Annotated in this window: 27 protein-coding genes; 24 read left to right on the top strand and 3 right to left on the bottom strand. The window is 62.1% G+C overall.

Going from position 1 to position 25,923, the window contains the following annotated elements:
* Window positions 1–61: 61 nt before the first annotated feature.
* From HCR76_RS10095 to HCR76_RS10025, 15 genes are all read left to right on the top strand, one after another.
* Window positions 62–847, top strand: a complete 786-nt coding sequence (locus HCR76_RS10095; RefSeq protein ID WP_166992566.1) for a CoA transferase subunit A — start codon at window positions 62–64, stop codon at window positions 845–847.
* A complete protein-coding gene (locus tag HCR76_RS10090) occupies window positions 844–1,482 on the top strand; it encodes a CoA transferase subunit B (RefSeq protein ID WP_198248034.1) in 639 nt (212 codons plus the stop codon). The genes HCR76_RS10095 and HCR76_RS10090 overlap by 4 nt, the downstream gene beginning before the upstream one ends.
* An 87-nt stretch (window positions 1,483–1,569) precedes the next feature.
* On the top strand, window positions 1,570–2,703 hold the full coding sequence (gene ispG, locus HCR76_RS10085; RefSeq protein ID WP_166992684.1) for a flavodoxin-dependent (E)-4-hydroxy-3-methylbut-2-enyl-diphosphate synthase: 1,134 nt from the start codon (window positions 1,570–1,572) through the stop codon (window positions 2,701–2,703).
* A gap of 114 nt (window positions 2,704–2,817) precedes the next feature.
* The gene (locus tag HCR76_RS10080; RefSeq protein WP_166992687.1) at window positions 2,818–3,780 is read left to right on the top strand and encodes an AAA family ATPase; all 963 of its coding nucleotides are present in this window, start codon (window positions 2,818–2,820) and stop codon (window positions 3,778–3,780) included.
* An 8-nt stretch (window positions 3,781–3,788) separates the two neighbouring features.
* Complete coding sequence (locus tag HCR76_RS10075; protein ID WP_166992569.1) at window positions 3,789–4,676, top strand: DUF58 domain-containing protein; 888 nt, start codon at window positions 3,789–3,791, stop codon at window positions 4,674–4,676.
* Window positions 4,663–5,115 (top strand): DUF4381 domain-containing protein, encoded by a 453-nt coding sequence (locus HCR76_RS10070; protein ID WP_166992571.1) that lies wholly within the window; start codon window positions 4,663–4,665, stop codon window positions 5,113–5,115. The genes HCR76_RS10075 and HCR76_RS10070 overlap by 14 nt, the downstream gene beginning before the upstream one ends.
* Window positions 5,116–5,121: 6 nt before the next feature.
* Window positions 5,122–6,105, top strand: coding sequence for a vWA domain-containing protein (locus tag HCR76_RS10065; RefSeq protein WP_235934316.1), 984 nt, complete (start codon window positions 5,122–5,124; stop codon window positions 6,103–6,105).
* On the top strand, window positions 6,102–7,094 hold the full coding sequence (locus tag HCR76_RS10060; protein WP_166992576.1) for a vWA domain-containing protein: 993 nt from the start codon (window positions 6,102–6,104) through the stop codon (window positions 7,092–7,094). Before HCR76_RS10065 ends, HCR76_RS10060 begins: the two co-directional genes overlap by 4 nt.
* Entirely contained in the window at window positions 7,091–7,813 is a 723-nt protein-coding gene (locus HCR76_RS10055; protein WP_166992578.1) for a tetratricopeptide repeat protein, read from the top strand. Before HCR76_RS10060 ends, HCR76_RS10055 begins: the two co-directional genes overlap by 4 nt.
* A gap of 102 nt (window positions 7,814–7,915) precedes the next feature.
* The gene (locus HCR76_RS10050; RefSeq protein ID WP_166992581.1) at window positions 7,916–9,688 is read left to right on the top strand and encodes a proline--tRNA ligase; all 1,773 of its coding nucleotides are present in this window, start codon (window positions 7,916–7,918) and stop codon (window positions 9,686–9,688) included.
* 125 nt (window positions 9,689–9,813) lie between these two features.
* Complete coding sequence (gene nusA / locus HCR76_RS10045) at window positions 9,814–10,803, top strand: transcription termination factor NusA (protein WP_166992584.1); 990 nt, start codon at window positions 9,814–9,816, stop codon at window positions 10,801–10,803.
* 57 nt (window positions 10,804–10,860) lie between these two features.
* Entirely contained in the window at window positions 10,861–11,106 is a 246-nt protein-coding gene (locus HCR76_RS10040) for a YlxR family protein (RefSeq protein WP_166992587.1), read from the top strand.
* Window positions 11,107–11,189: 83 nt separating this feature from the next.
* Complete coding sequence (gene infB / locus HCR76_RS10035; protein ID WP_166992590.1) at window positions 11,190–13,913, top strand: translation initiation factor IF-2; 2,724 nt, start codon at window positions 11,190–11,192, stop codon at window positions 13,911–13,913.
* 79 nt (window positions 13,914–13,992) lie between these two features.
* On the top strand, window positions 13,993–14,439 hold the full coding sequence (rbfA, locus tag HCR76_RS10030) for a 30S ribosome-binding factor RbfA (RefSeq protein WP_166992692.1): 447 nt from the start codon (window positions 13,993–13,995) through the stop codon (window positions 14,437–14,439).
* 82 nt (window positions 14,440–14,521) lie between these two features.
* Window positions 14,522–15,172, top strand: a complete 651-nt coding sequence (locus HCR76_RS10025) for a hypothetical protein (RefSeq protein ID WP_166992695.1) — start codon at window positions 14,522–14,524, stop codon at window positions 15,170–15,172.
* A gap of 4 nt (window positions 15,173–15,176) precedes the next feature.
* On the opposite strand, the gene HCR76_RS10020 is transcribed toward HCR76_RS10025, so the two are convergent.
* Complete coding sequence (locus HCR76_RS10020) at window positions 15,177–16,046, bottom strand: A/G-specific adenine glycosylase (protein WP_166992960.1); 870 nt, start codon at window positions 16,044–16,046, stop codon at window positions 15,177–15,179.
* Window positions 16,047–16,163: 117 nt separating this feature from the next.
* Here HCR76_RS10020 and truB point away from each other — a divergent pair, with 117 nt between their 5' ends.
* Genes truB through HCR76_RS10000 form a run of 4 tightly spaced genes read left to right on the top strand, consistent with a single transcriptional unit; the run spans window position 16,164 to window position 18,818 of the window.
* The gene (truB, locus tag HCR76_RS10015; protein ID WP_166992698.1) at window positions 16,164–17,075 is read left to right on the top strand and encodes a tRNA pseudouridine(55) synthase TruB; all 912 of its coding nucleotides are present in this window, start codon (window positions 16,164–16,166) and stop codon (window positions 17,073–17,075) included.
* A complete protein-coding gene (locus HCR76_RS10010; protein WP_166992701.1) occupies window positions 17,072–17,431 on the top strand; it encodes a hypothetical protein in 360 nt (119 codons plus the stop codon). Before truB ends, HCR76_RS10010 begins: the two co-directional genes overlap by 4 nt.
* A 23-nt stretch (window positions 17,432–17,454) precedes the next feature.
* Window positions 17,455–17,892, top strand: a complete 438-nt coding sequence (locus HCR76_RS10005) for a hypothetical protein (RefSeq protein ID WP_166992704.1) — start codon at window positions 17,455–17,457, stop codon at window positions 17,890–17,892.
* The gene (locus HCR76_RS10000; RefSeq protein WP_166992707.1) at window positions 17,889–18,818 is read left to right on the top strand and encodes a bifunctional riboflavin kinase/FAD synthetase; all 930 of its coding nucleotides are present in this window, start codon (window positions 17,889–17,891) and stop codon (window positions 18,816–18,818) included. Before HCR76_RS10005 ends, HCR76_RS10000 begins: the two co-directional genes overlap by 4 nt.
* Here the strand turns inward: HCR76_RS10000 and HCR76_RS09995 are convergent, their stop codons facing one another.
* Complete coding sequence (locus HCR76_RS09995; RefSeq protein ID WP_166992710.1) at window positions 18,819–19,487, bottom strand: maleylpyruvate isomerase family mycothiol-dependent enzyme; 669 nt, start codon at window positions 19,485–19,487, stop codon at window positions 18,819–18,821.
* A 22-nt stretch (window positions 19,488–19,509) separates the two neighbouring features.
* On the opposite strand from HCR76_RS09995, the gene HCR76_RS09990 reads away from it, so the two are divergent.
* The 5 genes from HCR76_RS09990 (at window position 19,510) to HCR76_RS09970 (ending at window position 25,196) form a co-directional block, all read left to right on the top strand.
* A complete protein-coding gene (locus HCR76_RS09990) occupies window positions 19,510–20,724 on the top strand; it encodes an MFS transporter (RefSeq protein ID WP_166992713.1) in 1,215 nt (404 codons plus the stop codon).
* Between the two features lie 108 nt (window positions 20,725–20,832).
* Window positions 20,833–21,828 carry a sugar-binding transcriptional regulator gene (locus tag HCR76_RS09985; protein WP_198248033.1) on the top strand — a complete coding sequence of 332 codons (996 nt, stop codon included), beginning with the start codon at window positions 20,833–20,835 and terminating at the stop codon, window positions 21,826–21,828.
* Entirely contained in the window at window positions 21,821–22,813 is a 993-nt protein-coding gene (deoC, locus tag HCR76_RS09980; RefSeq protein ID WP_166992716.1) for a deoxyribose-phosphate aldolase, read from the top strand. The genes HCR76_RS09985 and deoC overlap by 8 nt, the downstream gene beginning before the upstream one ends.
* 20 nt (window positions 22,814–22,833) lie before the next feature.
* The gene (locus tag HCR76_RS09975; protein WP_166992719.1) at window positions 22,834–24,348 is read left to right on the top strand and encodes an aldehyde dehydrogenase family protein; all 1,515 of its coding nucleotides are present in this window, start codon (window positions 22,834–22,836) and stop codon (window positions 24,346–24,348) included.
* Window positions 24,345–25,196 carry an aldehyde dehydrogenase family protein gene (locus HCR76_RS09970; RefSeq protein ID WP_166992722.1) on the top strand — a complete coding sequence of 284 codons (852 nt, stop codon included), beginning with the start codon at window positions 24,345–24,347 and terminating at the stop codon, window positions 25,194–25,196. The genes HCR76_RS09975 and HCR76_RS09970 overlap by 4 nt, the downstream gene beginning before the upstream one ends.
* A gap of 25 nt (window positions 25,197–25,221) precedes the next feature.
* Here the strand turns inward: HCR76_RS09970 and HCR76_RS09965 are convergent, their stop codons facing one another.
* On the bottom strand, window positions 25,222–25,743 hold the full coding sequence (locus HCR76_RS09965; protein WP_166992725.1) for a hypothetical protein: 522 nt from the start codon (window positions 25,741–25,743) through the stop codon (window positions 25,222–25,224).
* Between the last annotated feature and the right edge of the window lie 180 nt (window positions 25,744–25,923).

The following is a 25,923-nucleotide window of genomic DNA, read 5'->3' as shown; positions in this document are numbered from 1 at the left end:
ACAAGGCGATCCACAGGGCACACAATGCCGTGGGTCGAGATGCAGCAATGGAGGTGCAGTCATGACCATGGACAAAACCGTCGCGACGGCAAGGGATGCAGTCGCGGACATTCCGAACGGAGCGTCGCTCGCCGTCGGGGGATTCGGGCTGTGCGGCAACCCGATGGCGCTGATCACGGCGCTGCTCGATGGCGGCAGCTCTGATCTGTCGATCGTCAGCAACAACTGTGGCGTCGACGACTGGGGGCTTGGGCTCCTGCTTGGTGCCCGTCGGATCAGCACGATGACCTCGTCGTACGTCGGCGAGAACAAGGAGTTCGAGCGGCAGTACCTCTCGGGCGAACTCACCGTGAATCTGACGCCGCAGGGAACGCTCGCCGAGAAGCTGCGCGCGGGCGGTGCCGGCATCGCCGCGTTTTACACGCAGACCGGGGTTGGCACCCAGATGGCTGAGGGGGGGCTGCCGCGTCGCTACGCGCCAGACGGCTCGATCGCCGAAAGCTCGAAGCCCAAAGACACCCGCACATTCGATGTGGACGGCATACAGAAGCCGTTCGTCCTCGAAGAGGCGATTACAACGGACTTCTCGCTCGTCCACGCGCTGCGCGGCGACCGCCACGGCAACCTCGTGTTCAACAAGTCGGCCCGCAACTTCTCACCGCTCGCTGCTATGGCCGGACGCATCTGCATTGCTCAGGTCGAAGAACTGGTCGAGCCCGGTGATATCGATCCGGATGCTGTTCACCTGCCCGGTGTGTTCGTGCACCGCGTCGTCGAGGTCGGTTCCGGCATCGAGAAGCGCGTGGAGCGACGAACCGTGCGCGAGTCGGAAGGAGCACGGCCATGAGCCTCACACGCGCGGAGATGGCCGCTCGCGCGGCACTCGAATTGACAGACGGCGCCTACGTGAACCTCGGCATCGGACTGCCCACACTTGTTCCCAACTACGTTCCTGCTGGGGTGACTGTCACTCTGCAGTCGGAGAACGGAATTCTCGGCGTCGGGCCGTACCCCACAGAGGAGAACGTCGACTCCGACCTCATCAACGCGGGGAAAGAGACGGTGACCACCCTCCCCGGCACAGCGTTTTTCGACTCGGCGATGAGCTTCGCCATGATTCGCGGAGGCAAGATCGATGCGGCGATCCTCGGAGCCATGCAGGTATCCGGTTCGGGAGACCTCGCCAATTGGATGATTCCGGGGAAAATGGTCAAGGGCCCCGGCGGCGGCATGGATCTCGTGCACGGCGCGAAGCGCGTGATCGTGCTCATGACGCACACGGCAAAAGACGGCAGCCCGAAGATCGTCAACGAGTGCTCACTTCCGCTGACCGGCCGCGGCGTCGTCGACAGGATCATCACGGATCTGGCCGTCATCGACGTGACAGACGGCGGCCTCACGCTTATTGAAACTGCACCGGGCGTGACTGTTGAACACGTGATCGAAGCGACCGAGCCTGAGCTGACCGTTGCCGTGCAGTGACTGGCGCTGAGGGGCTCGCCGTCTGCTCACAGGGGGCGCGGACGACGACGTCGTAGGATTATCGACGTGCCAGCAGTGAATCTCGGTTTGCCCCGTGTGCCCGAAACCCTTGTCCCGCGCCGTTCAACGCGGCAGATCAAGGTCGGTAAGGTGCTGGTCGGCGGTAACGCGCCCGTCAGCGTGCAGTCGATGACCACAACCCCGACCACGAAGATCAACGAGACACTCCAGCAGATTGCCGAGCTTACGGCGTCGGGCTGCGACATCGTGCGCGTCGCCGTGCCAACGCGTGACGACGCCGAGGCGCTCCCCGCGATCGCCCAGAAGAGTCAGATTCCGGTCATTGCCGACATCCACTTCCAGCCGAACTATGTATATGCCGCGATCGACGCGGGCTGCGCCGCAGTCAGGGTAAATCCGGGCAACATTCGCAAGTTCGATGACCAGGTGGGTGAGATCGCCAAGCGGGCGAAAGCGGCAGGCGTTTCACTCAGGATCGGCGTGAACGCGGGGTCGCTCGACCGGCGTCTTCTCGAGAAGTATGGAAAGCCAACGCCGGAGGCTCTCGTCGAGAGCGCCGTGTGGGAGGCAAGTCTCTTCGAAGAGCACGACTTTCACGACTTCAAAATCTCGGTGAAGCACAATGACCCGATTGTCATGGTGAAGGCCTATCGCATGCTCGCCGAGCGTGGCGATTGGCCGCTCCACCTAGGCGTGACGGAGGCTGGCCCAGCGTTCCAAGGCACAATCAAGAGCGCCACGGCCTTCGGCATCCTCCTTTCCGAAGGCATCGGCGACACGATCCGCGTCTCGCTCAGCGCCCCTCCCGTCGAAGAGGTGAAGGTCGGGCTGCAGATTCTGCAGTCGCTGAACCTGCGTGAGCGCAAGCTCGAGATCGTTTCGTGCCCCAGTTGCGGTCGTGCCCAGGTTGACGTCTATACGCTGGCAGACGAGGTCACTGCCGGGCTGGAAGGCATGTCTGTGCCGCTGCGTGTTGCCGTGATGGGCTGCGTGGTCAATGGGCCAGGTGAAGCGCGTGAAGCAGACCTCGGCGTTGCATCGGGCAATGGAAAAGGGCAGATCTTCGTCAAAGGCGAGGTCATTAAAACCGTGCCTGAGTCCGAGATCGTCGAGACGTTGATTGCCGAGGCGAACCGTATCGCCGCCGAGATGCCCTCGTCAGATGCGACGACGGGCACTCCAACGATCTCGGTTGGCTGAACGGCCAGAATCCGCCCATTCGACGTGGATACACTGTGTCCCGCACCGCTTCGCAGACAATCGGAGATAACCCACGTGAATCAGCCGCAGGACGCAACCCTTTCCCCGAATGAAATGGATCGCGCCGGGCGCATCCTCGACACCATCGTGCGCTCGTACAGCACAAAGGTCGTCGGTCAGTCTGGTCTGCGAACGAGTCTGCTCGTGGCGCTGATGACGGGCGGGCATGTGCTTCTCGAAAGCGTTCCAGGGCTAGCGAAGACAACAGCAGCCGAGGCGATTGCGGATGCTGTTCAGGCGAAGTTTCAGCGCATTCAATGCACACCTGACCTGCTGCCCTCCGACATCGTCGGCACGCAGATCTTCGACCCAGGCACACGGGCGTTCTTCACTCAACTCGGCCCGATCCACGCGAATTTCGTTCTGCTCGATGAGATCAACCGTGCGAGTGCAAAGACGCAGTCGGCCATGCTTGAAGCAATGCAGGAGCGGCAGACTTCGATCGGTGGCGAGATTCATGAGCTGCCCAAGCCGTTTCTCGTTCTCGCGACTCAGAATCCTATTGAGCAGGAGGGCACCTATCACCTGCCTGAGGCGCAGCTCGACCGCTTTCTCATCAAGGACATTCTTGGCTACCCGTCGATTGCCGACGAAGCAGAGATCGTGCGGCGCGTCGGTCGCGGCGTGTATGACGGTGAGGACACCGTCGCCGATGTCAGCCTCGATGATGTGACGTATCTTCAGCAGCTTACGCGGCGCGTGTACCTCGACCCGTCGGTGCTCAACTATCTCGTTCAGGCGGTTTACGTCACGCGGCACACGAGCCAATACCTGCCCGAGACTCTCTCGCGCTACGTTGAGTATGGAGCGAGCCCTCGTGCAAGCATCGCATTTGCCTCGGCCGCCCGTGCCCTCGCGGTGTTGAATGGCCGCGACCATGTCATCCCTGACGACGTGAAGGCATTCCGGCATCACGTGCTGCGCCACCGTATGATTTTGAATTTCGAGGCGGATGCCGATGGTGTGACCCCCGAGACAATCATCGATGCCTGCTTCGCCGCGGTACAGGTTCCGTGAGCTGACTCATGACGGGGCTGCTCTATCGGGTGAAGTCGAAGCTGTCGATCCGCGCGCACAGGCGGGTTCGCGGTGTGCTCGACGGTGAGTATGCCTCGGTGATGCATGGTAAGAGCCACGAATTCGAAGAGCTTCGCCCGTATGTTCCCGGCGACGAGGTGCGCGATATCGACTGGAAGGCCACGGCTCGCAACGGCACCCCGTACATTCGACTCTATGTCGCGATGCGCAAGCACCTCGTCACCTTCGTCGTCGACACGGGTCGCAATATGGCGGCAATCGGAGCATCGGGCGAGCCGAAGCGCGAGACGACAGTGCTTGTTGCCGGCATCATCGCGTACCTCGCACACCGGCACGGCGATCACGTGTCGCTGGTCTCCGGTGACGCCGACGGCGTGCACTCGATGCCGGGAGCCGGCACAGAATCGCATGTCGAGCAGGTGCTCGGGCGCATTCAGGCCCGTGCCGTTCCCGAGGCAGGACACAGCGACCTCGATCGACTGCTCTCATATATTGCGCGCAGAACCAGGCGGCGCAGCATCTTGGTCATCATCAGCGACGACGAGGGCATCGACGATGAGAGAGCACGGATGCTTCGGCGTCTGCACGCTCAGCATGAACTGCTCTGGGTCAGCATCGGAGACGCTGACCCTCTTGATCCGGGCTGGCACGACAATCAGGTGCTGGATATCGAGAACGGTGAGCAGCTTCCTGAGTTTCTGAAACGTGATCGTGCCCTGCATCGTGAATTCACGACATCGGTCTCTGACGCTGAATCAGCGACGATAGACAAGTTGGAGTCGCTGGGCATCACCGGTGTTCGGGTGACGGGCCCCGACGATGCCGTCTCCGGTGTCTTCCGACTGCTTGAGAGGCACAATAGTGGTCGGAGATAACGGATACTACGATCCCGTCTCATACAGCCCACTGTGGCTGTGGATCGCGTGCGGCATCATCGTGCTGGTGCTGCTCTGGTACGTCGCTGTGTGGTTCTACCCCCGAGCGAGGGCTCCGAAACGAGCGCCCACCGTCTCGCCACGTCGCAGCGACCTCGTCACTCGCTACCGGGGACTGATCGACGAGATCGAGGCGGCCAACGCGTCGGGCGAGCTTTCGACGCGCGAAGCGCACCTGAAGCTCAGCATTCTCGTTCGCCTCTTCGTCGAAGAGCAGTCGGGAACGCGTTTCTCTGCAATGACTCTCGCTGACCTCACCGAGGCGAATCAGACGGGCCTTGCACACGCGGTCGCCTCGTACTACCCATTCGAGTTCGCGCCAGCGTCGTCTGGGGATCTCGCACCGTCGCTGCTTCGAGCGCGAGAGGTGGTGATGTAGGTGGAGATGCTCAATGGATGGATGCCCCTGGTCTGGGCGGGTGCCCTTGTCGTCACCCTCCTCATTGCGCTGCTGATTCGCTCGCGCCGACGGGCCGCGTCGTCTGCCGTGCGCGTCGCGCATCTCAACCGCGTGAGCGCTCTGCCCGCTTTTCGTCGTGCACGCTCGCGCATGCGCATTTTGCTGGCTGTCGGAATAGCCCTGACGACCATCGCGGTTGCAGCATCCGCAGTATTGAGCTCCCGCCTGGTCACGGTGCACACCGTAACGCCGGAAGTCCACAATCGAGACATCGTGCTGTGCCTCGACACATCGGGGTCGATGACTGACTACGACATTGCGATTCTCGACACGTTCATCGAGCTTGCCGATCAGTTCGAGGGGGAGCGCATCGGCCTGACGATCTTCAATGCGTCTGCTGTCACGTATTTTCCCCTCACCACCGACTATGAATACGTCACGGATCAGATGACTGAGCTTCGCGACAATATGGACGATCCGACAACCGACTACGCCTACACCGACGGCACTCTTCTCGGTGACGGCTCATCGCTCATCGGCGACGGCCTGGCCTCGTGCACCCAGCGATTCGACAACCTCGACGAAAATCGCTCTCGGTCGATCATCTTTGCGACAGACAACTTTGTCGCTGGGCAACAGCTTGTGTCGTTGCCCCAGGCTGGAAAATACGCGAAAGACAATGGCGTTGTCGTGTACGGCTTGAACCCCGGTGACTCAACGGCGAAGAACTACATCGAGGAGCTCGCAACAGAGCTGAAAGAGACGGTAGAAACGACGGGAGGGGAGTACTACGCACTCAGCGACCCGAAAGCTGTGCCCGACATCGTGACGTCGATTCAGAAGCAGGAGGCCTCCGCCATGAAGGCCCCCTCCTATGTTGTCAGATCGGATCAGCCAGATCTCTATCTATGGATTGCCTTCTGGTCAACCATTGCTCTTCTCGGCGTCGGTTGGAGGCTGCGACGATGACGTTTCACCCTGTCATGCCCGCCGTGCTGATGACCATCGTGTTCGCAGCTCTCCTCCTGTTCACGATCGTTCAGGCCGTGCGCGCTCCGACCGCGAAGATCCGTCTGCATTGGATCTCCCGCACGGTGCTCGTGGTGCTGCTCGGCGCAATGATGCTGCGCCCCGTGGCGAACGATGGAAAGCCAGTGGATGCCGTCGGAAGCGACGTTGACGTCTACTTCGTGATCGACACGACGAGCAGCATGGCCGCAGAAGACTGGGGCGACGGGAAGCCGCGGCTTGACGGTGTGCGCGCAGACGTGACCGAGCTCGCAGAGACCCTGGCCGGTGCGCGGTACTCGGTCACCACGTTTGACGCTGCAACCGTCGAGCGTGTGCCCCTGACCACCGATGCCGGCGCGATCGAACAGACGGTCGCGGCCATGACTCAGGAGATCACCGGCTACTCGTCTGGAAGCAGCATTTCGGCGCCGCTCAGCCATCTGAAGCAAACTCTCGCCGAGGCGAACCCCGATCACACGACGATCCTGTACTACATCGGAGACGGCGAGCAGACCGTCACCGAGCAACCTGAGTCGTTCGCCGCCATCGCCGAGTACGTCGATGGCGGAGCCGTGCTCGGGTACGGCACGAAAGACGGCGGTCGGATGCTGGAGAACCGCGGACTCGAAACCGACGGTGAACCTGAATACATCACCGACCCGTCGACGGGAGAACCCGCGCTTTCGCACATTGACGACGACGCGCTGCAGACGATTGCGACGCAGCTCGGCGTTGACTACCTTCACCGTGATGCATCGTCGAGCGTTGCCGAAGCAGCATCCGGAATAACCGTCGTGCCCGAATCCGAGGCAGGGCAGAATCCGGCACCCGAGCCGGAGCTGTACTGGATTCTGGCCATTCCGTTCGGTGCTCTGCTTCTCTTCGAACTTGCGAGCCTCGTCGTCGATCTGCGCCGTCTGCGTACGCGAGGGGAGATGCACTCGTGACGAACACCAAGCCACGCCGCATGCGCACGCGCCTTGTGCTCATCACACTTCCGCTTGTGCTCATCGCCCTGGCATTCTCAGGAAAACTCATCAGTCTCGGCGTCATCGCCGACCAAGGATCACGTACCTACGCGGGGGAGCAATATAAGACGTCGGCCAGCCAGTTTGACGGGCTGATGCCGTGGAACGCGTTCGAGTCGTGGGTCGCGCCGTTCGACCGCGGAACCGCGAAGGCCGCGGCAGGGGACTTTCCTGCGGCGACCGAAGATCTCTCGCAGGCACTCGTGCTCGCGCCCGACGGCCGAACGTGCGAAATTCGGGTGAACCTCGCACTCGCGTGGGAGCAACAGGGAGATGCCCATGCAGAGGCAGGCTCGACCGAAGGAGCCGCGCGCATGTGGGAGACCGCGCTTGCCGTGATCGAGGGCGGCGCATCTGAAGGCTGTGACAAGCCGCAGGATTCCAAAGCGGACGAACAGTTGAAGACCGCGAAGAAGCGCATCGAAGACAAGCTCAACACGAGTTCTGACGACAACGGCGACGAAAACAACGACGGCTCAGGTAAAGACGATTCCGATTCCGGAGGCGACGAGTCAGACAGTGACGACCCGCTCGACGATTTAAAAGAGCGCGGCAAGGACGCCGAGCGCAAAAAACAAGATGGCGACGCCGATCGACGCGGATCTGGTGGCGGTGGTGATACCGACAAGCCGTGGTAGTAACAACGAATCCGGCGGGTCGGACCCACGAGCGGAGACTGAGGACACGGTGCTCGAGGCGACGAGTTCTGGGACTCACCAGAGCATGAGTACGATGGTGACGTGGTAACGCGCCTATCTAACTACTTTGTTCGCACGCTCAGAGAAGACCCCGCAGATGCAGAGGTCGCCAGTCATCGCCTTTTGGTGCGCGCTGGATACATTCGGCGGCAGGCGCCAGGAATCTTCGCCTGGCTGCCGCTCGGGCTGCGTGTCAAAGCGCGTATCGAGCAGATCATCCGCGAAGAGATGGAAGCGGCTGGTGCTTTCGAGGTGCATTTTCCAGCCCTCATGCCGCGCGAGCCATACGAGGTGTCCGGACGATGGGAAGAGTACGGGGAGAATCTCTTTCGACTCGCCGATCGCAAGGGCGCCGATATGCTCCTCGCGCCAACACACGAAGAGGCGTTCACGCTTCTCGTCAAGGATCTCTACTCGTCGTACAAGGATCTGCCTCTGACGATCTACCAGATTCAGGACAAGTACCGCGACGAAGCACGTCCGCGAGCCGGTCTCTTGCGCGGGCGCGAGTTCACAATGAAGGACGCTTACTCGTTCGATGCGTCAGATGCCGGCCTCGACGCCAGTTACCAGCGTCAGCGCGACGCGTACGAGCGCATCTTCACTCGACTCGGGCTTGACTACGTGATCGTCAAGGCGGATGCCGGCGCAATGGGCGGATCGAAAAGCGAAGAGTTCCTGCACCCGACGCCCATCGGCGAAGACACTTTCGTCCGCTCGGATGGCGGGTACGCGGCAAACGTGGAGGCATACGAGACGCCGCGCGTTGACCCGGTGCCCGTCGACGGTCTCCCCGGGGCGCGCGTCGTCGACTCGCCGGACACTCCGACGATCGCTACTCTCGTCGATCTGCTGAATGACCAGCACCCACGCGAAGACGGGCGGGCGTGGGAGGCCGCAGATACGCTCAAGAACGTGGTGCTTGCGCTCAAGCACCTCGACGGTTCGCGCGAGGTCGTCGTCGTTGCCGTTCCCGGCGATCGCGACGTTGACATGAAGCGCATCGAGGTGGCATTCGCGCCGAGCGAGGTTGACGCCGCTACTGATGCCGATTTCGCTGCGCATCCGGCACTGGTCAAGGGGTATATCGGCCCATGGTCGTCGACCGGGGCCGTGCTCGGTGAACGTTCCGCGAGCGGCATCCGGTATGTTGCTGACCCGCGCGTTGCCACGGGCACCACGTGGGTCACCGGAGCTAACGAGGCAGATAAGCATGTGCTTGGGCTCGCTGCCGGGCGCGACTTCACGGTAGATGACGTGATCGAGGCTGCGACGATTCGCGAGGGAGACCCTGCCCCCGATGGTTCCGGACCCGTGCATCTTGCGCGTGGAACCGAGATCGGGCATGTGTTTCAGCTCGGTCGAAAGTATGCCGAGGCCCTCGGGCTGCAGGTGCTCGACGAGAACGGCAAGCTCGTCACCGTCACAATGGGTTCGTACGGTCTCGGTGTCACACGCGACCTCGCCCTGCTCGCAGAGCTGCACAACGACGACAAAGGGCTGTGCTGGCCTCGCAACATCGCACCGTTCGACGTTCATGTGATTGCCACGGGCAAGGATGCTGCCATCTTTGACGTTGCCCAGCAGATCTCGGGCGAACTCGAAGCACGGCGCCTCGAGGTACTGTACGACGACAGACCAAAGGTTTCTCCCGGCGTGAAGTTTGGCGACGCCGAGCTGATCGGAGTTCCGACGATCGTCATCGCGGGCCGCGGCGTCTCCGACGGACTCGTCGAACTGTGGGACCGTCGCTCGGGGGAGCGCACACAGGTGCCCGTCGGCGAGGTAACCCAACGGGTCCTCGCCACCCGCTAGCGCCTCTGTGTCTGCGAGGTCGCACTCGCGTGTGGTGACGAACAGTCGTGGAGTCGGGTAGCCTTAGAGTTCGGCCGGGCACCGCGACGTTAGCCTGCGCCACATCTGAATAGGGAGGCTCTCTGGTGGACATCGATCTGAGTGTGTTGAAGTTGATGGAGCGGGAGAAAGAGATCCCCTTCGATGAGCTGATCCACATCATCGAGCAGGCCATTCTGACCGCTTACCTCAAGAATGAGGCGCAGAACGGCAACGAAGAGGCCGAGGGGCGCGTCGAACTCGACCGCAAGACCGGCCATGTCGCCGTGCTCATTCCTGAAAAGGATGATGACGGAAATCTCATCGGCGAATCGGAAACGATGCCGGAAGACTTTGGCCGCATTGCCGCATTCGCTGCAAAGCAGGTCATCAATCAGCGCCTGCGTGATATTGCCGATGACGCGGTTCTCGGCGAGTTCAAGGGGCGCGAAGGCGACATCGTGGCGGGCATCATTCAGCAGGGCCCGAATCCGCGGATGATTCACGTAGATCTGGGTACGGTCGAAGCCGTTCTGCCTCCAGAGGAGCAGGTGCCCAGCGAGGACTACACGCACGGCCGGCGCATCCGCGTATACGTCACGAGTGTTTCCAAGGGACTCAAGGGTCCGCAGATCACGGTATCGCGCACCCACCCGGCCCTCGTCAAAAAGCTCTTTTTCCTCGAGGTTCCCGAGATCGCCTCAGGACTCGTCGAGATCGTGTCGCTTGCACGCGAGGCGGGCCATCGCACGAAGATCGCTGTTCTTGCGAAGGACCCGTCGATCAACGCGAAGGGCTCGTGCATCGGCGAACTCGGGCGCCGTGTGCGTGCAGTGACCGAAGAACTCGGAGACGAGAAGATCGACATCGTCGACTACTCAAGTGATTTGTCGACATTTGTCGCAAATGCTCTGTCACCGGCACGCGTATCGTCGTCATACGTTCTCGACGCCGAGACAAAAGCCGTTCGAGCACTTGTGCCCGATTACCAACTCTCATTGGCAATTGGCAAAGAGGGGCAGAACGCCAGGCTCGCGGCGAAGCTCACCGGGGCGAAAATCGATATTCAACCGGATTCGATTCTCGACGGGGAATGATGACGGCCGAACCGGCGGGTTTCGCTGCTGGTCGGGTCACAGCGCGGGGAGTGTAAGATGGAGCCCGTGAGAACGTGCATCGGATGCCGAATGCGCGCCGAACGGTCTTCTTTGCTGAGGGTCGTTGCCCGGGATTCCGAGGTCGTTGTCGATGAGACAGCGTCACTCCCCGGCAGAGGTGCGTGGCTGCATCCGACAAATGTGTGTTGCAAACGAGCAGTGAAGAGACGAGCCCTTGGGCGAGCACTTCGCGTGAACTCGGTACTGAACACGCAAACACTAGAGAACAGGCTGAATGGCTAATGGACAACTAATGAGCGGCTCGAAATGAGACCCGTCCGTAACTAACGGTCTGCCCTGTCTGGGCAGACCCAGACAGGAGAGAAGTGGCTGCAAAACCACGCGTACACGAGATCGCATCTGAGTTCTCGGTAGACAGCAAGGTTGCCCTCGCGAAGCTCAAGGAATTGGGCGAATTCGTCAAGGGACCTTCGTCGAGCATTGAGCCTCCGGTCGCGCGCAAACTGCGTGCGGCGCTTGAGGCTGACGGGGCGAAGCCCGCGTCCGACGAGAAAAAAGACTCCGGCAAGCCGGCGTCGTCACAGGCAAAGCCGGGCAAGCCCGCACCGAAGGCGCCTCAGACGCCGAAGACGGAGACGGCACCCGACTCAGCACCGGAAGGGACGAGCGACGGCGAAGCGACAGCACCGTCGACGCCAGGCGAGAGCGGTGACGCCTCACCTGCCCCTCGCCCAGCACCCGCGCCCAAACCGAACCAGGCTCGCTCCGAGGGCGCTCCGCGTCCGGGCAACAACCCATACTCGAGCGCCCAGGGAATGGGCCAGCGTCCGCAAGGTGCTCCGCGCCCCGGCAACAACCCGTATTCCAGTGCTCAGGGAATGGGCCAGCGCCCGACTCCCGCGAACATCCCCCGTCCGCCTCGCCCTCAGGCTCCGAGACCCGGCGCTCCCCGTCCGGGTGCTGCGCGCCCCGCCGGTGGAGGCCGTGGTCGGCCGGGCGGCGCCGGCGGCGGCGCCCCGCGTCCGGGTGCCCAGCGCCCCGGTGCAGGCGGCGGTGGTTTCCAGCGCCCAGGCGGTGGCCCCGGCGCAGGCGGCTTTCAGCGCCCGACCGGCGGCTTCGGCGGACGCCCAGGCGGCGGTCGTGGCCGCGGCGGAGGCACTGCCGGTGCGTTCGGCCGTGGTGGAGGTCGCGCGAAGTCCCGTAAGTCGAAGCGGGCGAAGAGGCAAGAATTTGAAATGAGGCAGGCGCCGTCGATCGGTGGCGTGAATGTTCCTCGCGGAGATGGCAACACAATTCTTCGCCTGCGTCGCGGTGCCTCGATTGCTGACTTCGCTGACAAGATCGATGCAAGCCCGGGAGATCTCGTCACAGTGCTGTTCCACCTTGGCGAGATGGCAACGGCCACCGAGTCGCTCGATGAGGCGACGTTCGAGGTGCTCGGTGAAGAACTCGGATACAAGATTCAGATGGTGTCGCCTGAAGACGAGGATCGTGAGCTTCTCGAAGGCTTCGACATCGACCTCGACGGTGAGCTCGAGGCGGAAGATGATGAGGATCTGATGCCTCGTCCGCCCGTAGTCACCGTTATGGGTCACGTCGACCACGGTAAGACCCGACTTCTCGACGCGATGCGCCATGCAAACGTCGTAGAGGGCGAGGCCGGAGGAATCACCCAGCACATCGGCGCGTACCAGGTGCGCACCGAACACGAGGGCGTCGACCGTGCAATTACGTTCATCGATACGCCAGGACACGAGGCATTCACCGCCATGCGTGCTCGTGGTGCCCAGGTCACCGATATTGCGATCCTCGTCGTCGCGGCTGACGATGGAATCATGCCGCAGACGATTGAGGCGTTGAACCACGCTCAAGCAGCGAATGTGCCCATCGTCGTCGCAGTGAACAAGATCGATAAGGAAGAGGCGAACCCGCAAAAGGTCCGCCAACAGCTCACCGAGTACGGTCTTGTCGCTGAGGAATACGGCGGCGACGTCATGTTCGTCGACGTGTCGGCCCGCAACAGCATCGGCATCCAGGAGCTTCTCGATGCTGTGCTCCTCACGGCTGACGCCGGGCTTGAGCTTCGCGCGAACCCCAACAAGATCGCGCGCGGCGTTGCCATCGAGGCAAAGCTCGACAAAGGCCGTGGTTCAGTCGCGACTGTGCTCATCCAGTCGGGAACGCTGCACATCGGAGACGCCATTGTGGCAGGCACCGCCTATGGCCGCGTGCGCGCGATGATCGACGAGACAGGATCAAACCTCGACGAGGCCGGTCCATCACGTCCGGTTCAGGTGCAGGGACTCTCAACGGTTCCGCGTGCAGGCGACACCTTCCTCGTCACAGAGGAAGACCGCACGGCACGCCAGATCGCTGAGAAGCGTGAAGCTGCTGAGCGTAACGCCCAGCTGGCGAAGGCGCGCAAGCGTATCAGCCTCGAAGACTTCACCCGCGCTCTTCAGGAGGGCAAGGTCGAGTCGCTCAACCTCATCATCAAGGGTGACGTCTCCGGTGCCGTCGAGGCACTTGAAGAGTCGCTTCTCAAGATCGAGGTGGACGAGAGCGTTCAGCTGCGCATCATCCACCGCGGTGTCGGAGCCGTTACGGAATCCGACGTCAACCTGGCGACGATCGACAACGCGATCATCCTCGGATTCAACGTGCGTCCCGATGCGAAGGCGCGCGACCGCGCGGCTCGCGAAGGTGTGGACATCCGGTTCTACTCGGTTATCTACAACGCGCTCGAAGACGTCGAGTCGAGCCTCAAGGGACTCCTCAAGCCGGAGTACGAAGAGGTTCAGTCGGGTGTCGCCGAGATTCGCGAAGTGTTCCGCTCGTCCAAATTCGGCAACATCGCCGGTGTCATCGTGCGTTCGGGAACAATCACCCGAAATGCCAAGGCGCGCATTATTCGCGAAGGCGTCGTTCGTGCAGACGGACTGGCCATCGAGTCGCTTCGCCGATTCAAGGATGATGTCACTGAGGTACGTACGGACTTCGAGGCCGGCATCGGGCTCGGCAAGTACAACGACATTCAGATCGGTGACGAGATCGAGACCACAGAGCTGGTCGAGAAGCCTCGCACCTAATCGATATGATCGAGCGTCGCGGCCCGGTACGGACGTTGTCCGGCCGGGCCGCGACGCTTCAGAACACAAGGAGAACACCATGGGTGAGAACCCACGGGCACGTCGCATGGCCGACCGGATCAAACAGATCATTGCCACACGGCTCGAAAAGGGTCTTCGTGATCCGCGACTCGGCTTCGTCACAATCACCGATGTCCGGGTGACGGGAGACCTGCAGCACGCGAGCATCTTCTTCACCGTGTACGGAACAGATGATGAGCGATCTGACAGTGCGAAGGCATTAGAGTCGGCGAAAGGGATGCTACGCAGCGAAGTCGGGCGCAACATCACCGCGCGCATCACGCCGAGCCTTGAGTTCATTGCCGACGCGATCCCAGAGAATGCGAAGCACATCGAAGATTTGCTCAACGAGGCAAAGCAACGCGACACGCAGGTGGCTGACCTCGCGGCATCCTCGTCGTATGCCGGTGATGAAGACCCGTACATCAAACCTCGTGACGATGATGAGGACGCCGAGCGGGCCTGAACGTCTGCTGGCGACTGCATAACGATTCGCCATCTGCCTCTGGGCAGCCACTTAGAATGGCCGCACGGTGGATGGGGGCATCATGAGCACACGAATGAGGCGTGCAGGTCCAGTTCTGGGCCTCGCAGCATCCGCCGTGCTGGTGCTGGGGCTCAGCGCGTGCAGCGGCACATTGCCGGAGCAGCCCGACCCGGGCCCTGAATCGACGGATAGCATGACCCAGACGGAGACTTCGTCTCCCGAGGAGTCGACGCCGACCCCCGAGGCATGGGCTATCACGGAGACCGGAATCGGCCCGTTCGAGATCGGAATGCGGTATGCAGATGCGCTGACAGCGCCCGGTGCTGACGTCAGCGAACTCTGCGAGGGAGTCGCGCAGGTCACGGTTTCCGACGCCCCGGACGCGACCATGTGGGTAATGGCGTCAGAGCACGATCCGGAGAGCACGCTCGCTGAAATCTCGGTGTCGGCACCGGCAGACACTGTCGAAGACATCCCAGGCGGACCGGAAACAGACAAGGGTATCGGCCTGGGCGCATCGGTCGATGACATGCGAGCCACGTATCCGGATGCACGTGAGCTTGATGACACCGGGGTGCCAGACCGCGTGATGTATTACGTGCCTGCCGACGACGGGGGAGGCATCATCTTCACGGCGACCCGCGGAGGCGACACCATCTGGCAGATCTCCGTGACAGCGGGCGATGCTCCCTCATATGAGCCCTGCGCCTGACCGATCAGGGCAGGACGTAACCTGAACCGGTCTCGACGGCAAGACCGTCTGCGACGAGTCCGGCGAGAGCACGGTCGCGTTGCGCGGCATCCGGCCAGAGTCGCGTGATCTCCTGCGCGGTGACCGGAATGTCGGCGGCCCGCAACTCGGCCATGATGAGGCCGCGCACGTGACGATCGCTTCCCTCATACCGCTTTTGGATGGACTTGCGCGGCCCGGCGTACGCGGGTGCGCCCGCGGCGACCCACCGGCAGAGGCCACGCACCGGGCACTCCGCGCAGCGCGGCGATCTGGCGAGGCACACGATAGCGCCGAGCTCCATAGCGGCAGCGTTGAACGTGCGTGCCTCGATGTCGTCATCGGACAGCAGCGCCTCCATATCTCCGAGATCGCGTGGGGCGGATGGGGGAGCGGGCTCGCCCATCCCGTGAACCGCACGCGCGATCACCCGGCGGGTGTTCGTGTCGACGACGGGATGTCGGTCCCCGTACGCGAAGACTGCGACGGCCCGTGCCGTGTAGTCTCCGACTCCTTTCAGCGCCAGCAGAGACTCAACATCGCGTGGAACAACGCCGCCGTGCACCTCCGTGATCTGTTCGGCTGCCCGATGCAGCCACAGCGCTCTTCGCGGATAGCCGAGGTTCGCCCACTCCCGTACCGCCTCACCGGCGGGAACCGCTGCGAGGTCCCGCGGCGACGGCCATCTCTCGAGCCACCGTTCAAGATATGGGATCACACGGGCCACCGGGGTCTGCTGCAGCATGAACTCACTGACCAGCACGCCCCACGCGCTGAAGCCATCGCGTCGCCACGGAAGGTCGCGCGCGTTCTCTCGGTACCACGCGTTGACGGCTGAGGCGAGGGGATGCTGCATCACCGCTCCAGCCTAAGCGGGTAGGCTTGAAAGCATGACACCAGCCCGCAATTGGTCTGTGCGCATCCTGTTTTCGCCGCTCAGATTTTCGCGAATTGGCGAGGGCGGGGCCGATTGATGGCAGCGACATCAAGCGGCCTGCTGCTCATTGACAAACCGCCAGCGCACACGAGTCACGATGTTGTCGCGCGCACGAGACGACTCGCGGGAACACGCAAGGTCGGTCACGCGGGAACTCTCGACCCGATGGCGACAGGTCTGCTCATTCTCGGGATCGGTTCGTCAACGCGGTTGCTCACCTACGTCGTCGGGTGCGATAAGGAATACAGCGCAACAATACGACTCGGGCAGTCGAGTTCTACCGACGATGCAGAAGGGGAGCTTTCGGCACCAGCAGAGCCTGCCAGCATCGCTGCCATTGATGACGGCGCGATCACGAGGGAAATCGCGGCGTTGACCGGCGAGATCGAGCAGATTCCGTCAACCGTGAGTGCCATCAAAGTCGACGGGAAGCGGGCATATGCCCGTGCGCGGGCGGGCGAGACCGTTGAGCTGAAGTCACGTACTGTCACCATCTCGAACTTCCAGCTCGAGGGCGTACATCGGTCGATGGGAAACATTGATATCGACGTGCGTGTCGCATGCTCCAGCGGAACATACATTCGGGCGCTCGCACGTGACATCGGCTCATCCCTCGGCGTCGGCGGGCATCTCACTCACCTCAGGCGTGCGCGAATAGGACCGTTCACGGTTGCCGATGCAAGCGAACTTGACGGTCTCGTCGTTGCGGACTCGATAATTGCCCCAGCGCACGTCGCGCGCACGCTCTTCCCCGTCGCCATTCTCGACGATGAACGGGCACGGGCACTCGGGCACGGGCAGCGCATCGACCCGCGAGATCTGCCTCTCGTGGATGGCCCCATTGCGGCGCTGACGGAGCAGGACCGGCTTATCGGGCTCGTCGAACTGCGCGATGGCGTCGTTCGGAGCCTTGTGAACTTTCCCGACGATGAGCACGGCATCCGATGATCATCGGATTCACTCTGGTTCAAGTGGCAGTTGCCGGCGTCGCCGCGCTGATGTGCATTGCGCTGGGCCTGGCCGGCCGTGTTCCCAACGATCTGACGATGGGGGCTCTGTTGCTCGTCGAACTGTTGCTGATCGCTCAGCTGGTCACGGCGATCATCGCACCGTCAGTGGGTAACGATGCGTCGGGGAGCCTTCTTGAGTTCTACACGTATCAAGTGAGTGTGCTGCTTGTGCCGCCGGCCGCCGTATTCTGGGCGCTCGTCGACCGGTCACGGTGGGCGACGGTGATCCTCGGGGCCGGATGCCTGACCGTCGGCATTATGGTGTATCGCATGCAGCAGATTTGGGGCGCCTGATCCGCGGGTAGAATCGTGTGGTTATGTCTCCCTCTCCTTCGAGCCTCACGCGTGGCGCGCAACGCACGCCCATGCCCGGCGTCGGTCGCGCTCTCGTAGCGATCTACGCCATTCTCGCCCTGGCAGCGACGGGGCGCTCTTTCGTTCAGATCGTGTCAAAGTTCGACGAAGCACCGCTAGCGTATGCACTGTCGGCGCTTTCGGCAGTTGTCTATATCGTCGCCACCGTTGCACTGGTGAAACGGGCGAAGATCTGGCATCAGATTGCGTGGGCGACGATCACGTTTGAGCTTGTCGGGGTGCTGGTGATCGGTACGCTCAGTCTCATTGAAGCCGCGTGGTTTCCGCACGACACCGTGTGGAGCGTCTACGGCCGCGGCTACCTTTTCATTCCGCTCATTCTGCCCGTGCTCGGCATGATCTGGCTGCGGTCGCAGTCGGCCAGGGAGGACGCACGATGATCATTTTTCACAGTCTCGATGAGGTTCCCGTCGACTTTGGTCCGAGTGCCGTGACGATCGGCAAGTTCGATGGTGTGCACGCTGGCCATCGAGCCATCGTGTCGCAGCTGCAAGGAATCGCTCATGAGCGAGGTCTTGCAAGTGTTGTGGTCACGTTTGACCGCAATCCGCTCTCGGTCGTTGCTCCGCAGGTCTGCCCAGACCCGCTGGTCAGCCTTGAGCAGAAGCTTGATCTGCTTTCGGAGACCGGCGTGGACGCCTGTCTTGTTCTGCGCTTCGACGCCGAACGTTCGGCTCAGCCCGCTGAGGAGTTCGTGACGGAGCTGATCGTCGGAGCGCTGCATGCCGAGGCTGTCTTCGTCGGCGACGATTTTCGTTTTGGGCACAAAGGCAGAGGCAACGTTGCGTTGCTTCGCGAGATGGGTCCCGCTCGTGGTTTTGAGGTGCTGAGCATTCCTGACGTCGCTCCCCTCGGGGATCGTCGCGTGTCGTCGACCTGGGTGCGCGAGCTCCTCGCAGCGGGCGACGTCGACACTGCAGCGGCACTGCTCGGCCGCCCGCATTCCGTTCGTGGGCTTGTCGTACACGGTGCAAAGCGCGGTCGTGAACTCGGGTTTCCGACGGCTAACCTGTCGCCTGACGTTCAGGGCCTGATTCCCGATGATGGCGTCTACGCCGGTCGGATGCTTGTGAATGGCGACTGGCACACTGCAGCCGTGTCGGTCGGAAACAACCCCACCTTTGATGGTGTCGCCCAGAAGCAGGTGGAGGCTCACCTCCTCGATCAGGATCGCGATCTCTACGGTCTTGTCGTCGACGTGGAGTTCGTCGAGCGCATTCGCGGAATGATCGCGTTCGACGGCATCGAGCCGCTCATCGCCCAGATGGGCGATGACGTTGCCCGTGCCCGATCTATTCTCGTCTGATCAGGCGAATCCGGGCGATGGCGACCCTGGCTGCACTGGAGCGATGATGCGCACGGGGCGCGTCGACGGATCGATGGAGCGCCGCCCGGTGAGGTAGAGAATGATGCTCTCCGCTGTTCCGTCGATCTGCTGCTCACCTCGACCAATCGTCCAGCCGGCATCGGATGCCGCAAGCACTCGGTGCCGCAGCAGAGTCCGCACGCTTCGCGAGGCTGTGCGGCGCGCGAGAGTGGCCACAGTGAATGTTGCGTCATTGTCGAAGCGCAGTCGCAGCCCGACCGGGTGCGCGGCGTCATACCCGTGCACGATCGTCTCGAGCAGTCGAGGCGAAGAGCCGCGCTGATCGCCGGTGCTGATACGACGGGAGATGAGGGTGAGGTCGTCGATGAGCTCAGCGGTCGTTCGCTTTTGCGCTATCGATCTCGCGATCTCTGCCATAGCGCGGGAGGGATTGAGTTGCCTGCTCGTGAAGCTCGCGCGAGCGATGTCGTCAAGCATCTCGCGAGACGACGCCGACACACGCCATACAAGGTGAGCGACGGCATCCTTGACACTCCAACCCTCGCACAGCGACGGTGCTTCCCACTGGTCCTGGCTCAGTGTGGCCACGCCGTCTCTCACAACGGCGAGTGCTCGTCCGACGGCGTCGTCCGTATCTGTCCGCGTCATATCTCCAGAGTAAGCTGATTCGGTGTCGGGAGAGCGTCGAAAACTGTGGGCAGGGCGAAGTCTCGCGGTTTTAGGACTCATTCTGGTGGCCGTCAACCTCCGCACTGCCGTTGCCGCGCTGTCTCCGGTCTACGACTTCATCGACGCAGAACTGCATGGAGGCGGATTCGGCCTCGGGCTACTCGGGATGCTCCCGCCGCTGTGCTTTGCCGTCTTTGGGCTGATCACGCCGTCGCTGGCTCGACGCTTCGCCCTCGAAGAATTGCTTGTCGGTTCTCTCATCGTCATGCTGGCCGGGCATCTGCTTCGCGGCATTGCGTGGAGCTTCGGGTCACTTCTTCTCGGAAGCATCCTGTGCTTTGCGGCAATTGGCGCAGGAAATGTGCTCTTGCCTGCCATCGTCAAAAAGTACTTCTCTGACCGAATCGGGCAACTGACGGCGGTCTATGCGACGGTCATGTCAATATCGACGTTTGTGCCGCCGCTTGTCGCTGTGCCTATGGCCCGTGCCGTTTCGTGGCAATTCTCGATTGGCATCTGGGGACTGCTTGCCCTGCTCGCCCTCGTGCCGTGGGTAGCTCAGAGCGTGCTCAATCGTCGCTCCGTGCGCAACGACCCCGGCATCGCCGAGCTGCGCGATCGAGCCGTCAAGCGCGTGTCGCGGTCGCGCACTGTATGGGCTCTGACTGTGACGTTCGCCGCGTCATCGTCTGTCGCGTACACGTCGTTTGCCTGGCTTCCGCAGATTCTCACCGATATCGCTGATGTCACCCCGGCGACGGGCGGCCTGCTCCTCAGCCTCTTCGGGTTCTTCGGGCTGCCGGCGGCGGTGCTCATGCCACTGCTCGTGACGCGCGTGCGGCGCCCCGTGTTTCTTGTCTGGTGCGGAGCGGCCTTCATTCTTGGTGGTGTCATCGGTCTGCTTGTGGCACCGCACACCGTGCCGTGGCTTTGGGTCGCGATGCTGGGCTCAGGCCCCCTTCTTTTCCCGCTGGCGCTCACCCTGATCAACCTGCGTTCGCGCACGCACAAGACAGTGATTGCGGTCAGCGGCTTCGTTCAGGGCTGCGGGTACGTCATTGCCTCTGCATTTCCCCTGTTTATCGGAATGCTGCATGAGATCACCGGAGGATGGACGGCACCGCTTATCGTGCTCGGGTGCGTAGCCCTTCCGACGCTGTGGGCGGGGCGGGTGATCGGTGCAAGACGCATGATCGACGACGAACTCTCGAGCTGACAGCGAACGCGCAGCATCAGCTCCCATTCTGCTCATATGAGCAGAATGGGCTACGAGTGTTGATGTGAGCAGTGGGGCTGTCTACGCTGAAGGCGAGAGGAGACCGCTATGCCCCGTATTGATACCGCTGACGACGAGCTCCTCTCGATTCGTGCGGCAGAGTTGTACTACGACGAAGACAAGACCCAAGACGAAGTGGGAGCCATTCTCGGTCTCACACGGTGGAAGGTCGGGAGGCTGCTCGCCTCAGCGCGCGAGAACGGCTACATTCGCATCGAAATCGTGCACCCGCGTGCCCGCAAGCTCTCGCTCGAGCGTCAGCTGCGCACTCAGCATGGGCTGACGGATGCTGTCGTCGTGCCCGTTGCCGGCGCGCGTAGCGAAAGCGAGCTGCGTGAGCGCGTCGCTCAGGGCGCGGCAGACTACCTCGCCGCGCTTCGCCCGGTTCCGCGTACTCTCGGCATCAGCTGGGGGCGCACGTTGCACGATGTCGCCTCGGTGCTGAACGAGCAGTGGGCCATCGGAGTTAATGTCGTGCAAGTGAACGGCGGCGTAAGCGTGAACCAGCGCGCCGGAACGGCGGCCGCGACGGCTGTGGAGATCGCGCGCAAAGCATCGGGCGAAGCAACGCTGCTGCCGAGTCCAGCCATCCTTGAGCGCGTCGAGACGAAGGTCAGCATTGAGAACGACCGCACGGTCGCGGGAGTGCTGGACCAAGCGGCCGAGGCGACGGCATATCTCTTCAGCGCAGGTCCAGCGGATCACAGTTCCGCACACATCCAGAGCGGATACCTCCACACAGGCGAGATGGACGAGCTCGTGCGCCGTGGTGCCGTCGGCGACGTCTGGGGTCGCTACATCAACGCCGAAGGCATGATCGTCGACCCGGCTCTCGATCACCGAACGCTGGGACTCGGGCTGACGTCGCTTCGCAACGCGGACACAGCAATTCTCGTGGTCTCCGGTGAATCGAAGCACGCAGTGACACGCGCCATTGTGCAGGGCGGCCTGTGCACAGCGCTGGTGACCGACGAAGCGACGGCTGTCGACCTCCTCAGCGACACAAGCGATGAACCTCGACATGACAAGGACAGCAATGACTGACGATTCCGCGATCGCCCCGCGAACACGGGCGCTCGAGCTCTTCGACGGGCCCGTCACCGATGAGGGCCTTCGCCGATATCTTGACGGCATTCCCGGCGTGGACGCCGTCGGACTCGAGCAGCGTGCCTCTGCATTGGGGGCCCGTTCGATCAAGAAGGAGTCGAAGGCGCGGGCTATTGACACGATCATCTCGATGATCGACCTGACCACGCTGGAGGGCGCGGACACGCCAGGCAAAGTACGTTCACTTGTCGGCAAGGCCATGACGCCGGATTCGACGGATCCCGGGTGTCCACGGCCCGCGGCAGTCTGCGTGTACGGGGACATGGTTCCCGTCGCGATCGACGCCCTCGGCACTGCTCACTCTGAAATTTCTGTCGCGGCGGTCGCTACGGCATTCCCCTCTGGTCGTGCATCGCTTCGCGTGAAGCTCGCCGATACGGCGGATGCGGTTGCCGCGGGCGCCGATGAGATTGACATGGTTATCGACCGTGGGGCATTTCTGAGTGGACGATATGCGCAGGTCTTCGACGAGATTGTCGCTGTCAAACGGGCGTGCCGTCGAGACGATGGCAGCTTTGCGCACCTCAAGGTGATACTCGAGACCGGCGAGCTGAACACGTACGATAACGTTCGCCGCGCGTCATGGCTGGCCATCCTTGCGGGAGCCGACTTCATCAAGACCTCTACGGGCAAAGTGTCACCCGCAGCGACGCTGCCCGTGACGCTGCTGATGCTTGAGGTCGTTCGTGACTGGCATCGCCTGACGGGGGAGCGCGTCGGCGTGAAACCGGCCGGCGGAATTCGCACGTCGAAAGACGCCATCAAATTCATTGTGACGGTTGCCGAAACCTGCGGTGAGGACTGGCTGACGCCAGAGCTTTTCCGTTTTGGCGCATCCAGCCTCCTAAACGACATGCTTCTGCAGCGGCAGAAGTTGGCAACGGGCCATTACTCCGGCCCCGACTACGTCACAATCGACTGACTCGGAAAGGCGAGAACAGAATGAGCTTCCTCGAATATGCCCCGGCGCCCGAGTCGACAGCGATTTTGAACCTGAAAGACGAGTACGGCCTGTTCATCGGCGGTGAGTTCGTCGAGGGATCTGGAAACGCGTTCCAGACGATCTCTCCCGCAGACGAGCGAAAGATTGCGACGGTACAGACCGCTGATTCATCTGACGTCGACAGGGCGGTCATGGCCGCGCGCACGGCCTACGATCGAGTCTGGTCGAAGATGTCGGGTGCCGACCGCGGCAAGTACCTTTTCCGAATTGCCCGTCTCGTTCAGGAGCGTGCGCGTGAGCTTGCTGTCGCCGAGAGTCTCGACAACGGCAAGCCGATCAAGGAGAGCCGCGATGTCGACGTTCCGCTCGTTGCCGCGTGGTTCTTCTACTACGCCGGTTGGGCAGACAAGCTCGACTACGCGGGACTCGGCGCGAACCCACACTCTCTCGGTGTCGCCGGTCAGGTGATCCCGTGGAATTTCCCGCTGCTGATGCTGTCGTGGAAGATTGCCCCAGCGCTTGCCGCCGGCAACACCGTCGTGCTCAAGCCCGCGGAGACGACGCCGCTGACCGCGTTGCTCTTCGCAGAGATTGTGCAGCAGGCCGGCCTGCCCGCGGGCGTGGTCAACATCATCACCGGTGCGGGCTCGACGGGTGAAGCTCTTGTTCAGCATCCCGAGGTCAACAAGGTAGCATTTACCGGGTCGACAGGCGTCGGTCGTGCGATCGCGAAATCGGTGGCGGGAACGGGCAAGAAGCTCACGCTCGAGCTCGGGGGCAAAGCAGCGAATATCGTGTTCGACGATGCACCCATTGATCAAGCGATCGAAGGAATCGTCAACGGGATCTTCTTCAACCAGGGGCATGTCTGCTGTGCCGGATCTCGACTGCTCGTACAAGAGAGCATTCATGACGAGGTCATCGATCGACTTAAGAACCGACTGTCGACGCTGCGATTGGGAGATCCTCTCGATAAGAACACAGACATCGGCGCCATCAACTCGGCGGAACAGCTCGCGCGCATCATGGAGCTGACACAAGCAGGGGAGGCCGAGGGTGCCGAACGGTGGAGCGCACCGTGCGAGCTGCCGTCGAGCGGCTATTGGTTCGCACCGACGATCTTCACCGGGGTTTCGACATCGCACCGTATCGCTCGTGAGGAGATCTTCGGACCGGTGCTCTCCGTGCTGACCTTCCGCACTCCGGCTGAGGCAATAGCCAAGGCAAACAACACACCATACGGGCTGTCTGCCGGTATCTGGACAGACAAAGGCAGTCGGATTCTTGCCGTCGCCGACAAACTGCGCGCTGGGGTCATCTGGGCGAACACCTTCAACAGGTTCGACCCGTCAAGTCCGTTTGGCGGGTACAAAGAATCGGGCTATGGGCGTGAAGGCGGGCGCCACGGGCTTACTGCGTACCTTGCCTCGGCATCGGAGCGGGCCGCAGTGACCAGCGACACGAAGTCGAGCGCCGGGACGAAGCGTTCGTCAACGAAGGAGAACCGGAAATGAGCAGGCTCACGGTGCCGAAGACCTACAAGCTTTTCATCGGCGGCGCATTCCCACGGTCGGAATCCGGGCGCACATTCGAGATCGTCTCAGCGAAGGGCGATTTTCTCGCTAACGCGGCACAGGCTTCGCGAAAGGATGCCCGTGATGCAGTGAAGGCTGCGCGGGCCGCCGTTCCGGGCTGGTCTGGGGCAACGGCGTACAACCGGGGACAGGTGCTGTACCGCATTGCCGAACTGCTTGAGGGGCGGCGCGGTCAGTTTATCGACGAGATCCAGCGCGGAGAGAATGTTTCGCGCACGAGTGCCGAGAAGCAGGTTGACGAAGCCATAGATCGCTGGGTGTGGTACGCCGGGTGGGCAGATAAATACACTCAGGTGTCAGGCAATGCGAACCCGGTGTCTGGACCGTTCTTCAATCTGTCGGTTCCTGAGCCCACAGGAGTGGTCGCTGTGGTCGCACCCCAGGACTCTTCGTTGCTCGGACTCGTGAGCGTGGTCGCACCGGCCCTCGTCACTGGAAACACCGTTGTCGTGGTGGCAAGCGAACAGTTTCCGCTCTCCGCCATCTCACTCGCCGAAGTGCTCGCGACAAGCGATGTTCCCGCCGGCGTCGTCAACATCCTCACGGGGATGCCGGGCGAGATCGCCCCCTGGCTCGCCAGCCACGCGGATGTGAATGCCCTCGACCTTGCCGGTGCCGAGCACCTTGACTGGATTGGACTTCAGATCAGCGCCGCGGACACGCTCAAGCGTGTTCTGGCACCTCAGAACGACGTGGCACCGAACCTCGACCGCATTACCGCATTCACCGAGACGAAGACTGTCTGGCATACGAAAAGCATGCTCTGATTCGTCGTCACAGTCGCTTCACCACTCATTCAGGTGCGCTGCCGCTGAAAATCTTCTTGCTGGACGCAGAATCCTGCTCAATCATGCGCTGCAGGAACGACGCGGGAATCAACATGGTCCCGAAGAACGGGAGTGCTTGCGTGAGGAGAGGACGAAACACTGTCCCCACGGTAAAGAGAAGATCCTGACCCGTATTCGACATCATCATCACATCATTCACACCGGCTACGACACGATCGCCAATGAGTCCGACGACCACGCATCCGATTCCGATGAGAAGCAGAATCGTCGCCAACGGCCGACGATGACGCACACTGATCTGGCGGCCATCAAGCGCCCGCGTCGGAAATGAGACGGCAAGAAACGCACACCCGCAGGTGAGCATCCATGTCAGTAGAGTGCTGAGTCGAAATAGCACAGCCAGCGCTGACTGCTCCTGACCGGCCGCCATGGTCAGTGGTTGAAGAATCACCGAGCCGATGACGCTCACGGCGATCAGCCCCACGCCGACCCACAGCATCCATTTCGCGTGCATTCTGGCGTTCATGGACCTCCTCGGTGCATAATGTCTCTGTCAGCGTATTGTCATATGCCGACACGGCTTCGGAACACCGTTCGACGTGTCGTAGAATGGCAATGCACTTGCCGTGCGCGTCGATTGGCAGGAAGACCGTCGCCGTCCCGTCCCAGTCGTATGGCAAGCACTGCTCGACGCCGGTCACGCACC

The sequence above is a fragment of the Paramicrobacterium chengjingii genome, assembly GCF_011751765.2.
In the GTDB taxonomy this organism is placed as follows: Bacteria; Actinomycetota; Actinomycetes; order Actinomycetales; family Microbacteriaceae; genus Paramicrobacterium; species Paramicrobacterium chengjingii.
This window is presented reverse-complemented; position numbering and strand designations above follow the sequence as displayed.

Excerpts from the sequence above, each read along its gene's own strand:
- HCR76_RS10095 (WP_166992566.1), top strand. The coding sequence starts at position 62 with ATGACCATGGACAAAACCGTCGCGACGGCAAGGGATGCAGTCGCGGAC.
- HCR76_RS10090 (WP_198248034.1), top strand. The coding sequence starts at position 844 with ATGAGCCTCACACGCGCGGAGATGGCCGCTCGCGCGGCACTCGAATTG.
- HCR76_RS10080 (WP_166992687.1), top strand. The coding sequence starts at position 2,818 with ATGGATCGCGCCGGGCGCATCCTCGACACCATCGTGCGCTCGTACAGC.
- HCR76_RS10075 (WP_166992569.1), top strand. The coding sequence starts at position 3,789 with ATGACGGGGCTGCTCTATCGGGTGAAGTCGAAGCTGTCGATCCGCGCG.
- HCR76_RS10065 (WP_235934316.1), top strand. The coding sequence starts at position 5,122 with ATGCTCAATGGATGGATGCCCCTGGTCTGGGCGGGTGCCCTTGTCGTC.
- HCR76_RS10060 (WP_166992576.1), top strand. The coding sequence starts at position 6,102 with ATGACGTTTCACCCTGTCATGCCCGCCGTGCTGATGACCATCGTGTTC.
- HCR76_RS10040 (WP_166992587.1), top strand. The coding sequence starts at position 10,861 with ATGGAGCCCGTGAGAACGTGCATCGGATGCCGAATGCGCGCCGAACGG.
- rbfA (WP_166992692.1), top strand. The coding sequence starts at position 13,993 with ATGGGTGAGAACCCACGGGCACGTCGCATGGCCGACCGGATCAAACAG.
- HCR76_RS10025 (WP_166992695.1), top strand. The coding sequence starts at position 14,522 with ATGAGCACACGAATGAGGCGTGCAGGTCCAGTTCTGGGCCTCGCAGCA.
- HCR76_RS10020 (WP_166992960.1), bottom strand. The coding sequence starts at position 16,046 with ATGCAGCATCCCCTCGCCTCAGCCGTCAACGCGTGGTACCGAGAGAAC.
- truB (WP_166992698.1), top strand. The coding sequence starts at position 16,164 with ATGGCAGCGACATCAAGCGGCCTGCTGCTCATTGACAAACCGCCAGCG.
- HCR76_RS10010 (WP_166992701.1), top strand. The coding sequence starts at position 17,072 with ATGATCATCGGATTCACTCTGGTTCAAGTGGCAGTTGCCGGCGTCGCC.
- HCR76_RS10005 (WP_166992704.1), top strand. The coding sequence starts at position 17,455 with ATGTCTCCCTCTCCTTCGAGCCTCACGCGTGGCGCGCAACGCACGCCC.
- HCR76_RS10000 (WP_166992707.1), top strand. The coding sequence starts at position 17,889 with ATGATCATTTTTCACAGTCTCGATGAGGTTCCCGTCGACTTTGGTCCG.
- HCR76_RS09995 (WP_166992710.1), bottom strand. The coding sequence starts at position 19,487 with ATGACGCGGACAGATACGGACGACGCCGTCGGACGAGCACTCGCCGTT.
- HCR76_RS09985 (WP_198248033.1), top strand. The coding sequence starts at position 20,833 with ATGCCCCGTATTGATACCGCTGACGACGAGCTCCTCTCGATTCGTGCG.
- deoC (WP_166992716.1), top strand. The coding sequence starts at position 21,821 with ATGACTGACGATTCCGCGATCGCCCCGCGAACACGGGCGCTCGAGCTC.
- HCR76_RS09975 (WP_166992719.1), top strand. The coding sequence starts at position 22,834 with ATGAGCTTCCTCGAATATGCCCCGGCGCCCGAGTCGACAGCGATTTTG.
- HCR76_RS09970 (WP_166992722.1), top strand. The coding sequence starts at position 24,345 with ATGAGCAGGCTCACGGTGCCGAAGACCTACAAGCTTTTCATCGGCGGC.
- HCR76_RS09965 (WP_166992725.1), bottom strand. The coding sequence starts at position 25,743 with ATGAACGCCAGAATGCACGCGAAATGGATGCTGTGGGTCGGCGTGGGG.